This is a genomic window from Algoriphagus sanaruensis (genome assembly GCF_001593605.1).
Taxonomy (GTDB): domain Bacteria; phylum Bacteroidota; class Bacteroidia; order Cytophagales; family Cyclobacteriaceae; genus Algoriphagus; species Algoriphagus sanaruensis.
Genome location: NZ_CP012836.1, coordinates 3,001,646 through 3,014,144 on the forward strand (window position 1 = coordinate 3,001,646; position 12,499 = coordinate 3,014,144).

A 12,499-nucleotide genomic window follows, 5' to 3' on the forward strand; every position below is an offset into this window, starting at 1 on the left:
CTCAACCCCTTATGCCTCCAATCAAAATCGCCGGTGTCACCGTCAATCAAACCCCGCTGGACTGGAAGGGTAACTTTGACCGGATAACTCAAGCTATCTCACAGGCTAAACTTGAAGGAGCAGAAATAGTCTGTTTTCCTGAATTAGCAATAACAGGGTATGGTTCGGAAGATCTTTTTTTAAGCTATTGGTACCCCCAAAAAGCACTCAAGCAACTTGAGGCATTAGCTCCTTTTTGTAAAAATATCGTGGTGGCCATAGGCTTACCCATCCGGATAGAAAATAAAGTTTACAATACCGTAGCAGTCATTGAAGACGGGCATTTGAAGGGTATTGTTGCTAAACAGTTTTTGGCCATAGACGGTGTTCATTATGAATTCCGATGGTTCACACCTTGGCAGGCCCATAAACAAATTGACTTTGATTGGAATGGGGAAAAAATTCCATTCGGCGATATCACTTTCCATTACAAAGGAATTCATTATGGGTTTGAAATATGTGAAGATGCATGGAGAGGTATTGATCGACCGGGATATAGACTCAGAGATCGGAAGGTTGATCTGATTTTTAACCCAAGTGCCTCCCATTTTGCGATGGGAAAAACTAGGGAGCGAAAGGATTTGGTTGAGACGAGTTCAACTCTCCTCAATAGTTATTATTGCTATGTCAACCTGTTAGGTAATGAATCGGGAAGGATGATATTTGATGGAGAGATCATGCTCTCAAAAGAGGGGAAAACCTTGGTCAGAAATCAACTTCTTTCTTACCAAGATTTTCAGGTGGTCACTTTTGAACTTGCCAATCATCCCCAACAGATTGCCCCTATCCAACCCAAAGAATGGGAATTTGTACAAGCATCTTCCTTAGGACTTTTGGATTACTTAAGAAAAAGCAAAAGCCGGGGATTCGTCCTTTCTTTGTCTGGAGGAGCAGATTCTTCAACCATTGCCATTTTAGTAGCTGAAATGGTCCGTCGAGGCATACAAGAACTTGGATTGGAAAAATTCCAACAGAAAATCGGTATACAAATCACAACCGGAAGTAATGATCCTGAAAAGGAACTTATGGGGCAGATTTTAACAACCGCTTATCAAGGGACAAAAAACTCATCCCAAGACACATTCCAATCTGCGAAAAATCTTGCTGAAAGTATTGGTGCTACCTTCTATTCTTGGACCATCGATGAGGAAGTCCATTCCTATACCCAAAAAATTGAAGAGGCATTAGGCAGAAAGCTAACTTGGGAGCAAGACGATCTCACCCTTCAAAATATTCAAGCCCGCTCTCGGTCTCCGATCATTTGGATGCTGGCCAATATCAAAAACGCGCTTCTCCTTTCTACTTCAAATCGAAGTGAGGGAGATGTAGGTTATGCCACTATGGATGGGGATACCAGTGGAAGTATTTCTCCCATAGCAGCAGTGGATAAACACTTTATCCTGCATTGGTTGCGATGGGCCCAGCGGGAATTAGACCGCCCTGGCTTAGCCTTTGTAAATGCATTAACTCCAACGGCTGAATTGAGACCCTTGGGAAATAGTCAGACTGATGAAAAGGATTTGATGCCTTATTCGGTCATCGTAGAAATTGAGCGCCTGGCTGTTCGAGACCGTCGATCTCCAGCAGATATTTTCTTGATTCTTCGGGAAGAATTGACATCTTTGGACCCTAAACTACTCAAGGAATACATCCGTAAGTTTTTCAGGCTTTGGTCTCGAAATCAATGGAAGCGAGAAAGGCTTGCTCCTTCTTTCCATTTGGATGAGTTTAATGTAGACCCAAAAACCTGGTATAGGTTTCCGATTTTGTCGGGGGGATATGCCGAAGAATTAGAACTATTAGAACAGCTTTAAATTAAAATTTATGCTTTCATCTTTCTTAAGTTATGTTGTTTGGGATCCTAACCAAGAGGTCTTTTCAGGATTTGAACGCTTGAGATGGTATAGCCTTTTATTTGCTATGGGCTTTATCATTTCCCAACAGATCATGGTTTACTTTTTCAAGAAAGAAGGACATAATGAGCAATTGGTAGATAAGTTGACCATTTACATGGTATTGGCTACCATAATTGGTGCAAGGCTAGGTCATGTTCTATTTTATGAACCAGAAAAATACCTCAGTAATCCGATCGATATTTTGAAAGTATGGGAAGGTGGATTGGCCTCTCATGGAGCAGCGATCGCTATTCTTTTTGCTTTATGGCTTTACTCCAAACGAACTCCAGGACAGAGCTACCTATGGGTAGTGGACAGAATTGTAATCGTGACAGCGATGACTGGAGCAATGATTCGATTCGGGAATTTGATGAATTCTGAAATTGGTGGAAAAGATACAGGTTCGGATTATGGCTTTGTCTATGCGCATGACGCTGAAGAAATTTTGGAGGCTTTGCGAGTTCCTATCGTATCGATTGAAGCCTACAAACCAGAAGATCGCGCTAATGAACTTCAGGGTAATGGTATTGTCCCAGTAAATATCGATTTAGAGATTTCGAAAGGATCATTTAGTAAGGAAGATCTGGAAGGTATTTTGGAAAAGGATATTAAATACGCCCTGACCCAGTTTAATTCTTCCAAGGAATACCTTGCGGAACCCTTGGAGACCCCACTAAACTTCACTATTCAAGAGCAACCAAGCCAATATTTGGTCACTGTAAAAACTTTCGGCCGAGCAAAATATCCGACTCAGATTTATGAGTCCATTTCCTATTTTGTGATTTTCTTGATCCTATTGAGTCTTTGGGTAAAATTCAAATCGAGACTTCCTGAAGGTCTTCTATTGGGATTATTCCTTATTTCAGTTTTCGGCATGCGATTCTTCTGGGAATTCTACAAGGAAGTACAAGTCGATTTTGAGTCTAGCATGAAATTTAACATGGGGCAATTACTGAGTATTCCACTTGTCCTAATCGGAGTGATTTTGATTGTTAGAGCCTTGAGTAAGGGATTTAAACCAGAAAAAAATTAACATTAAAGGTGTATGAACGGGCAAGGAAACTTGCCCAGACCTACCCCATTCTTTTGATTTCAAGGAATACTTAAATCGTCAGATTCTCAAAATTTAGAATCAAGGAACGGGATCATATCCTTGTCCACCCCAAGGATGACATCTTGAAATTCGTCGAACGCCAAGCAATCCTCCTTTTACTACTCCGTGTTTGAGAATGGCTTGTTTCATGTAGTTACTACAGGTGGGTGTATATCGGCAACTAGATGGAAAAAGCGGAGAAATGAGATATTGATAGACCAAAACAGGAAATATGGCTATCTTTCTCAGGATGGATTTGAACATGGAAGGGAGCTTTTAGGCAAGTATGCAAACAAAAAACCAAATTCATAGCAGTAGAATTCCTTTCGATCTGAATTTTAAGATTTGGATCATTTTTTTCGGAATTACTTGCGCATCCTTTTTCCAAATTCTTCAAGCTCAGGAAATCGTCTACTCTCCGATTACCCCAACTCCGCCGGAACGGGTAAAAGTGAATTCGATTTTTATTATCGGTAATGAGAAAACGAAAAAAGAAATTCTGCTCCGAGAACTCGATTTTACGACCGATTACTATTATGACTGGACTACCTTTCTTGATATCCTAAAAGCTGACCGTCAAAAAATTTACAATCTCCGATTATTCAATGAAGTAGAAATTACCCCCCTTTTTACTGGAGAAGAGGAAGTAGAAATTCTAATCACTGTCAAAGAACGCTGGTATGTATTGCCCTCGGTAATTTTTCAACTTGCCGACCGAAACTTTGCCGAATGGTGGACCAATCAAAATCGTGACTGGTCTAGGGTAAATTATGGGTTAAGAATCAATCACAACAATGTCGCAGGAAGAAATGAGCGATTGCGATTTATCGGGCAATTGGGATTTACCAAAAGTTTGGATGTCTTGTATTCCAAGCCCTACATCGATAAAAAACAAAAGCATGGGCTAGCCTTTCAATTAACCTATTCCGATCAAAAAACAATTGCCCTGAAATCAGAGCAAAATCGGCAAACTTTCTATGCGAATCCTACGGAAGATGTGTTGCGGAAAAATTTATCTTCAGCAATTCGCTATACCTTCCGTCGAACGTTTTACAATTTCCACTTCGTCACAGCAGGATATACCCGAACTTGGATCAATCCAGAGGTCCTGGAAATCAATCCGAACTATTTTCAGCACGATGGAAATACGCTCAATTACCTGTACCTCCAATATTCTTTTCGACACGACAAGCGGGATAATATAGCATATGCCACGGATGGTGAGCTGCTGCAATTTACCGCAACCAAGTATGGAATATTCCGAACTCAAGACATTGATGAGGTCGAATTAAATTTAACGGCTAACAGATATCTTCCCATTAGCTCAAGGTTTCATTTTGCTACCGGTCTGACAGGCTATTGGTTTTTGAGTAAAAATCAGCCCTATACCCTCGTCCGTGGAATTGGATATTTCCCAAATTTTATCCGGGGATATGAGCTTAATGTGATCGAAGGCCAACAACTCTATGTTCACAAAAACAGCCTTCGCTTTAAGTTTCTCGATGTCGCCTATGACATTTCAAATTTGATCACACTAGATCAGTTTAATACGATTCCACTCAAACTTTATCTCAGTGCAAATTTTGACCATGGTTATGTCAAAGACCGAAACCGGATTCCAGAAAACCTCCGTTTGACCAATCGGTATTTGTTTGGGTATGGAATGGGTATCGATATGGTGGGATTCTATGATGCTGTTTTGAGATTTGAATATTCACTAAACAACATGGGGGAAGGCAACTTTTTCTTCAATTTCAGAGCTCCTTTTTAATGGAGCACTTGCTCTAACTAAATTAAATTCAGTAAATTAGGTCTAGTCATTTTTTTAGACCGAATGAAACAATGGATATTTTTAGTCGTCTGCTTGGGCCTACCATTTTTTGGTTTTGCACAGACCCAACTTTTTGACCAAAGCTACGGAGCTCGTAGTCTGGGAATGGGAAATATCCGGATGATGATTGGAGATTCCTGGAGCATCTTGAATCATGTGGGTTCCTTGGATAGACTGGAATATTCCGAAGTGAGTATTGGGCTTGATCAGCGATTTGGGATTCAAGAATTAAGTACGCTGAGTTTTTCTGGGGCATGGAAATCAAAAATTGGAACCGCTGGGATTGGTATTTCTCGCTTTGGAGGTCAAGCTTTCAACCAACAGCTTTTGGGATTAGGTTTTTCTAACACCCTTGGTATTGTAAGTTTGGGAGGGAGAATAGATTGGTTTCAAACCCAAATCGAAGGTTTTGGCTCAGGGAGTGCATTTCTTTTTTCCATGGGCGGGGTGGCAGAACTGAGTCCTGAATTTTTCCTAGGAGCAAATTTTTCAAATCTCAATCAATCCAAATTAAGCAAAAGCTCGGACCTCAAACTACCAACTTCAATCCAGTTAGGGGTCACGTATTTGCCAAGTGATTTTTTACGAATATCTGCCGAATTGGATAAATCGATCGAATTGCCAGCACAGGTTCGGGTGGGATTAGAGTCTTTTCTTAAGCCTTGGCTTTACCTGAGAACAGGGATTCATTCCCAACCCAGCCGACTTCATTTCGGCTTTGGCATTCGCAAAAATGGTTGGGGACTCGACTATGCACTGGGTCAGCAAACGGCCCTTGGAAGTACTCATCATTTGAGTTTAATACTAAAGTGGACAGAATGATGAGAGCATTTTTTCTTCTCCTACTGGGCCTGACTGTTTACCCTGTCTTTGCTCAAAATCCATCTGGAACCAAAGCAGAAATTGAATCCCTGATCGAGCGACTTTTTCCTATACCTGATGAGGATATCGATTATGAAGCGCTTTATGAATTATTCAATCAATTTTACCTTGAGCCACTGGATTTGAATAAGTCAGATGCTGAATTGCTACTCACCAGTCAACTTTTCACTCCCCTTCAAGTGCAAGCGTTACTTCAGTATCGGCAAGACCAGGGCCCTTTGATCAGTCTCTATGAACTTCAAGCCATCCCTGAATTTGATCTTGAAACCATTTATTCAATTCTTCCATTTGTCAGTTTGGGGAATTCCTCAGGAAAGATTCGGGATTTTATTCGTGACATTGGAAGGGAAGAAAATGCCTACCTCATTCTTCGGCATCGCAGGACCTTAGAAAAGCGGAAGGGCTACCTCAAACCCGAACCTGAGGGTGCTAGTCCTTACCTTGGCGATCCTAATGAGCTCTACCTTCGTGGGAGAATTCAGCATGGAAGAACATTTAGCCTTGGTTTCACATTAGAAAAGGATGCCGGTGAGAAGTTGTGGTGGAATAATCCTACCTCGAAAGGAGTCGACTTCACTTCTTTTCATTTTTTCAGAGGAAACACGCTCCATTTCAAGGCCATCGTCTTGGGAGATTTTCAAGTAAGTTTTGGGCAGGGCTTAGTATTTGGAGCAGGATATTCGCTCGGCAAGGGAGCGGAAACAATTACTTCTATCCGAAGAAGTAGTTTAGGACTTCTCCCCTATTCGGCGGTAACCGAAGCTGGTTTTTTCAGAGGTGGAGGAATCAGCAAATCCATTAAAAATTGGACAATTACATCTTTTGCCTCGAGAGTTAAACGGGACGCAAGAATTTCAGAATTGGAAATTGAAAATTCCAACAATGAGTTAAGTAGTAGTTCCCTACCCATGGCTGGATTTCACAGAACTCCCTCTGAGCTTGCCACAAGAAAACAATTGACTGAAACAAACCTGGGAGGAAATGTGACCTATTTATCCTCGTCTGGAAAGCTAAATCTAGGAATGAATGGCCTTTTCACGCATTTTGAATTCCCGCTACAACGAACTCCAAGAATTTACAATGGATTTGAATTTTCAGGGGATAAAAACTGGGTATCCAGCGGTTATGCAAATTTTTACTTGAAAAACTTCCTATTCTTTGGGGAAGCAGCCGTTTCCCAAAGCAAGGGAAAAGGAATGGTTTTTGGCCTGATGGGAAGTATTCATCCCAAAATTGATCTTTCCTTACTTTGGAGAAATTACGACCGAGATTTCCAGAGTTTTTATGCAACTGGTTTTTCGGAAAACTCGCGTCCAATTAACGAGAGCGGCACCTATCTTGGCATCCAAATCAAGCCTTCCAAACACTGGAAAATCAACGGCTATTGGGACATGTTTTCCTTTCCTTGGTTAAAATTCAGGGTTTATTCACCCACTCAAGGATGGGAATGGTTGGCCAGAGTTTCCTATCAACCCCGAAAAAGTTTGATTGCTTATTTTCAGGTTCGAGGGGAACAAAAGGATCGAAATCTTTCTGCAACTGAAAACTCTCAACCCTTGTATCAACTTGGCTCCATTCAAAAGGTCAATGGATTGCTCAATTTAGAGACGGATTTAAGCAAAAATCTATTCCTACGATCGAGAGTCCTTTTTTCCAGCGTAAACTCAACTTCTTTCCATTCTAAGGGAATCATGGTTCTCCAAGATTTTAAATTCTCCTTTTCAAAAACCAAATTAACGGGAAGGATTGCGGTTTTTGATACAGATGATTACGATAGCAGGCTCTACACTTTTGAAAACAATGTGCTTTGGACATTTTCAATCCCGGCATTTTCTGGACAAGGAATCCGCTACTATTTGATTACAGAGCAAAAAGTCAGTGATCGAATCAGCCTTTACTGGCGAATATCCCGAACATCCTATGCCGACCGAGTTACTATCAGCTCAGGTAACCAAGAAATTCTATCCCCAAATCAAACAGACACTGCGTTTGTTCTTCGGTATTTCTTTCGGTGATTTTCCATCAATGGCGCTGTCATACACGCTGTTTTTGATAATTTGGTCCAAAAGCCAAAACACCGATGAAAAAACACTACTGCTCACTCGGAATCTTGATTTTATTCCTCATTTCAGGTTTTACAAACGCCCAAGACTTTTCAAAAATGAAACGAATGGATGGGTTTGTACCTTTCTACCTCGATGAAGAAAAAGGCAAGATTTACCTTGAAATCAACCATCTCGATAAAGAGTTCTTGTATGTCAATTCCCTTACAGCAGGAGTTGGTTCCAATGACATAGGTCTGGACCGCGGCCAATTGGGAGATGATCGATTGGTCGAATTTAGAAAGACTGGAAACAAGGTCTTTCTAGTTCACAAAAACATGGGATACAGAGCTTATACAGACAATCCGTACGAGGCAAAGTCTATCAAAGACGCCTTCGCTGAATCCATTCTTTGGGGATTTGAAATCATTAAAACTGAGGAGGGGAAACACTTTGTAGATGGCACAACCTTTTTTCTTCAGGATGCTCATGGTGTAAGTGAAACGTTGAGCAGAAGTCGTCAGGGAACTTACCGTGTAGATGCCAGTCGTTCCGGGCTTTATCTGCCGATGACCAAAAATTTCCCAAAAAACACAGAAATTGAAGCCACAATCACACTTACTGGAACTGGAGCCGGCGCCAATCTTCGTTCCGTAACGCCTACCCCTGAGGCAGTATCTGTTCGAATGAGACACTCTTTCATCGAACTTCCAGAACTACATGCCACCCGGAAATTTGACCCAAGAGCGGGCTATTTCTTTATCAGCTATCAAGACTACACTACTCCTATCGATGAGCCACTCGTAAAACGATTAATTTCAAGACATCGATTGGAGAAGAAAGACCCTACCGCAGCAGTATCAGAAGTAGTTGAACCTATCGTGTATTACCTGGACAGAGGAACACCAGAGCCTGTTGCTTCGGCATTGATCGAGGGAGGTAACTGGTGGGCTCAAGCTTTTGAAGCGGCAGGTTTTAAAAATGCCTTCCGTGTAGAATTAGCTCCTGAAGGAATGGATTTGATGGATGTCCGCTACAATATCATTCAATGGGTACACCGATCTACTCGAGGGTGGTCTTACGGATCAAGCGTTCGAGATCCAAGAACAGGCGAAATTTTGAAAGGCCAGGTTTCTCTTGGATCGCTTCGAGTGCGTCAGGATTACTTGATTGCACAAGGACTTCTTCAGCCTTTTGAAGAGGGTAAACCGGTAGATCCTCGCATGATGGAACTCGCACTGACTCGACTCAAACAACTTTCTGCCCATGAAATTGGACACACCATTGGCCTGGCGCACAGCTATGCGACTTCCGCGAAAGGTCGCTCTTCTGTCATGGATTACCCTCATCCAGTTATTGAGGAAAAAGCAGATGGATCATTGGACTTTTCACAAGTATATGATTTAGGAATAGGCGAATGGGACAAATGGGCGATCACTTATGGGTATGGCTATCCAGCACCAGGGGAATCTGAAGAAGAATTTTTGGAGAAAACTTTGCTAAAAACCTACGAAGCCGGATTCGAATTCATTACTGATTCCGACTCCCGAAATCCAAGCGGAGTGCATCCTCGATCTCACCTTTGGGACAATGGAGCTTCGGCCTCTGAAGAATTAAATCGCCTTTTAAAACTGAGAGCTAACCGTATGAAAAGCTTTGGTTTAAATGCTATTCAGAATGGAGAGCCACAAGCAATTTTGGAGGAAGTATTTGTACCACTTTACCTCATGCACCGTTACCAACTTGAAGCAACCAGCAAACTTATCGGCGGATTGGATTACACTTACAAGGTAAAAGGTGACAATCAACCCAACCATCAATGGATCCCTCGAAAAGATCAAGAAGAAGCTCTTGCAGCTCTGTTAACTACGATTTCGCCTAAGCAACTGGAAATCCCAAGCCATATTTTGGCATTGATTCCTCCGAGACCTTATGGCTATGGGAAAAATCGGGAAACATTTCCAAGTCGAACGGGACCCATTTTTGATCCAATCGCGCCAGCTGAAAATATCGTAGACGCGACTTTTACTTTCCTATTTGAAAGTGGAAGAGCAAATCGAATCTTCCTCCAAAATCTTCAGGATAATTCACTTCCAAGCTTTGAAGCGGTACTTAATAGGGTAACTGACCAGGTGTATTCCTCTACCCTTCCGGGCGGATTGGGAAATGAAATCAAATGGATGACAGAGGCAAAATTGGCTGATTACCTAATCAATCTCTCCAAAAGTGCAAATGCATCCCAAACAGTCCGTGCCCTGACTCGAATGCAATTGAAAAAAATCAGTCAGCTGGAAAAAGGAACGGGAATCCTTGCTGCCCATCGAACTTATCTCAATGAAAAAATTCAATCCTATCTTAACCTTCCAGAGGAATTGACTCAACAAAGCTCACTGAGTGTTCCTGATGGAGCACCAATCGGAATGGAATCGATGAGTTGTGAATGGGAATTTTAATCCTTGAATCGTAAAGCTTGCTGGAATCCAGCAAGCTTTTTTTATTTCTATGCCGAAGTTATTCTATCGATTGATAGAGCAAAGTCCTAGGTTGATAACAGCCGTTCGTGAACAATTCGGTAAATTTGGACTTGAATAATTGAAGCGATTTGCCTTCAAAAACTATTAGCTTACTCCCTTTTGACAAGTTCAATATCCATGGTAACGAATCCACTTTTGGCAGATTTTGCCACTCCTTTTCAAACTCCTCCATTTCATTTAATTGCCCCTGCACATTTTCTACCTGCTGTTCAAGCAGCCATTGAGGAGGCGCAAAAAGAAATCGAATCCATCAAGTCGGCTCCATTGCCAACTTTTGAAAATACCATCGAAGCACTGGACCGTTCCGGAAAAAAACTGGGGATTATTTCTGCCATATTTTTTAATCTCAACTCGGCTGAAACCAATGCCGAAATCCAAAAACTGGCACGCGAAATTTCTCCGCTCCTGACTGAGCATGCCAATAATATTTTATTGGATCAAGAATTATTTCTGAGGGTATCTCAAGTCCATGAGCAAAAGGAATCCCTTTCACTATCACCCGAGCAAAAGACTTTATTGGAAAAAACCTATAAATCATTTGTTCGAAATGGCGCAAAATTAGACTCAAGTCAAGCCGATCAGCTTCGAAAAATCGATCAAGAATTGGCACAATTAAGTCTGAAGTTTGGCGAGCATGTACTAGCCGAGACCAATAAGTTTGTTCATTTTATTGAAAATGAAGAAGAGCTCGAGGGACTCCCCGAAGGAGCAAAAGAAGCAGCGGCACAGATAGCAGAGGAAAAAGGCCAAGCCGGAAAATGGGCATTTACCTTAGACTACCCGAGCTATATTCCTGTGATGACCTACGCGAAAAATCGAGAGCTTCGCAAAACGATGTTTTTTGCATTCAACACCAAATGCTCCAAAGGCGATGATTTAGATAACCAGCAGGTTATCAAGGATATTTTAAGACTCAGAAATGAACGGGCACAATTGCTGGGATACGAAAGTCACGCTCAATTTGTATTGGAAGAGCGCATGGCTAAAAGCCCGAAGACGGTTTTAGATTTTTTGGAATCCTTACTGGAAAAGGCCACACCCAAAGCATTGGCAGACGTCGAAGAAGTAGCTCGTTTTGCTGAAAAACTTGACGGGATAACACAAATACAGCGTTGGGATTTTGGGTATTATTCTGAGCTTTTGAAGAAAGAAAAATATGCATTGGATGATGAACTTCTCCGCCCCTATTTCAAATTAGAACATGTCATTAATGGAGTATTCCAAACCGCTGAAAGGCTTTATGGACTGAAGTTTATTCCAAATTCATCGATCCCTGTTTATCATCCAGAAGTCACCGCTTATGAGGTATTGGATCAGCAGGGTAAATTTATTTCAGTTTTTTATGCTGATTTCTTCCCAAGATCTGGGAAAAGAAATGGGGCTTGGATGACTTCATTCAAAGGTCAATACCAAGAAAATGGGATCGATAGCAGACCACATGTTTCGATCGTTTGTAATTTCACCAAACCCACTAAAACCAAACCAAGTCTTCTCACCTTCCAGGAAGTCACCACTTTATTCCACGAATTTGGGCATGCTCTTCATGGAATGTTGGCGGCGGGAACCTATGAATCCCTCTCAGGAACACATGTATTTTGGGACTTTGTAGAGCTCCCTTCTCAAATATTCGAGAATTGGTGTTATGAAAAAGAGTGCTTGGACTTATTTGCCATTCATTTTGAAACGGGAGAAAAAATTCCAGAAGAATTGATCGAAAAGATCAAGAATGCCTCCAATTTTCAGCAGGGATATCAAACCCTTCGGCAAATCAGCTTTGGACTTTTGGATATGGCTTATCATAGTCAAGACCCAAGTTCCATCCAGGATTTAGGGAAATTTGAGGCCAAGGTCATGAAAAAAACCGATGTTCTACCGAGAGTGGAAGGGACAATGGTGAGTACCAGTTTCTCACATATTTTTCAAGGCGGTTACTCTGCAGGATATTACAGCTACAAATGGGCAGAGGTACTTGATGCAGATGCTTTTGAGCTATTTCAGGAGAAAGGAATCTTTGACTCTGAGACTGCCTCATCTTTTGCAAAAAATGTCTTGGCAGCCGGAGGGTCTGAACACCCTGAAATTCTTTATCGAAGATTTAGAGGAAGAGATCCAAAACCTGATGCATTACTAAAACGTGCTGGACTTATTGCTTAACTACTAGCATCCAGATCCAAAAACTCCCC

8 protein-coding genes are annotated in these 12,499 nt (G+C 41.6%); 7 read left to right on the plus strand and 1 reads right to left on the minus strand.

The genetic code is table 11. The features are described from left to right. Positions 1 to 11: 11 nt before the first annotated feature. Positions 12 to 1,853, plus strand: coding sequence for an NAD(+) synthase (nadE, locus tag AO498_RS13215; RefSeq protein ID WP_067550501.1), 1,842 nt, complete (start codon positions 12 to 14; stop codon positions 1,851 to 1,853). A 10-nt stretch (positions 1,854 to 1,863) separates the two neighbouring features. After that, positions 1,864 to 2,967: a prolipoprotein diacylglyceryl transferase gene (locus tag AO498_RS13220; protein ID WP_067548532.1), complete on the plus strand. Its 1,104-nt coding sequence runs from the start codon at positions 1,864 to 1,866 to the stop codon at positions 2,965 to 2,967. Positions 2,968 to 3,066: 99 nt separating this feature from the next. Here AO498_RS13220 and yidD read toward each other — a convergent pair whose 3' ends face one another. Further along, complete coding sequence (gene yidD, locus AO498_RS13225; RefSeq protein ID WP_067548537.1) at positions 3,067 to 3,291, minus strand: membrane protein insertion efficiency factor YidD; 225 nt, start codon at positions 3,289 to 3,291, stop codon at positions 3,067 to 3,069. Between the two features lie 22 nt (positions 3,292 to 3,313). Here yidD and AO498_RS13230 point away from each other — a divergent pair, with 22 nt between their 5' ends. The 5 genes from AO498_RS13230 to AO498_RS13250 all read left to right on the plus strand — a co-directional run bounded on the left by AO498_RS13230 (position 3,314) and on the right by AO498_RS13250 (position 12,470). Continuing rightward, positions 3,314 to 4,798, plus strand: a complete 1,485-nt coding sequence (locus tag AO498_RS13230) for a POTRA domain-containing protein (protein ID WP_148660238.1) — start codon at positions 3,314 to 3,316, stop codon at positions 4,796 to 4,798. A gap of 63 nt (positions 4,799 to 4,861) precedes the next feature. Next, positions 4,862 to 5,680 (plus strand): PorV/PorQ family protein, encoded by an 819-nt coding sequence (locus tag AO498_RS13235; protein WP_067548540.1) that lies wholly within the window; start codon positions 4,862 to 4,864, stop codon positions 5,678 to 5,680. Then, positions 5,677 to 7,755 carry a ComEA family DNA-binding protein gene (locus AO498_RS13240; protein ID WP_067548543.1) on the plus strand — a complete coding sequence of 693 codons (2,079 nt, stop codon included), beginning with the start codon at positions 5,677 to 5,679 and terminating at the stop codon, positions 7,753 to 7,755. Before AO498_RS13235 ends, AO498_RS13240 begins: the two co-directional genes overlap by 4 nt. Before the next feature lie 65 nt (positions 7,756 to 7,820). Further along, on the plus strand, positions 7,821 to 10,235 hold the full coding sequence (locus AO498_RS13245) for a zinc-dependent metalloprotease (RefSeq protein WP_067548546.1): 2,415 nt from the start codon (positions 7,821 to 7,823) through the stop codon (positions 10,233 to 10,235). A 198-nt stretch (positions 10,236 to 10,433) separates the two neighbouring features. Then, the gene (locus AO498_RS13250) at positions 10,434 to 12,470 is read left to right on the plus strand and encodes a M3 family metallopeptidase (RefSeq protein WP_067548548.1); all 2,037 of its coding nucleotides are present in this window, start codon (positions 10,434 to 10,436) and stop codon (positions 12,468 to 12,470) included. The last annotated feature ends 29 nt before the right edge of the window (positions 12,471 to 12,499 follow it).

Bases quoted from the DNA above. Each gene is read 5' to 3' on its own strand.
- nadE (WP_067550501.1), top strand. From the start codon at position 12: ATGCCTCCAATCAAAATCGCCGGTGTCACCGTCAATCAAACCCCGCTG.
- AO498_RS13220 (WP_067548532.1), top strand. From the start codon at position 1,864: ATGCTTTCATCTTTCTTAAGTTATGTTGTTTGGGATCCTAACCAAGAG.
- yidD (WP_067548537.1), bottom strand. From the start codon at position 3,291: ATGTTCAAATCCATCCTGAGAAAGATAGCCATATTTCCTGTTTTGGTC.
- AO498_RS13230 (WP_148660238.1), top strand. From the start codon at position 3,314: ATGCAAACAAAAAACCAAATTCATAGCAGTAGAATTCCTTTCGATCTG.
- AO498_RS13235 (WP_067548540.1), top strand. From the start codon at position 4,862: ATGAAACAATGGATATTTTTAGTCGTCTGCTTGGGCCTACCATTTTTT.
- AO498_RS13240 (WP_067548543.1), top strand. From the start codon at position 5,677: ATGATGAGAGCATTTTTTCTTCTCCTACTGGGCCTGACTGTTTACCCT.
- AO498_RS13245 (WP_067548546.1), top strand. From the start codon at position 7,821: ATGAAAAAACACTACTGCTCACTCGGAATCTTGATTTTATTCCTCATT.
- AO498_RS13250 (WP_067548548.1), top strand. From the start codon at position 10,434: ATGGTAACGAATCCACTTTTGGCAGATTTTGCCACTCCTTTTCAAACT.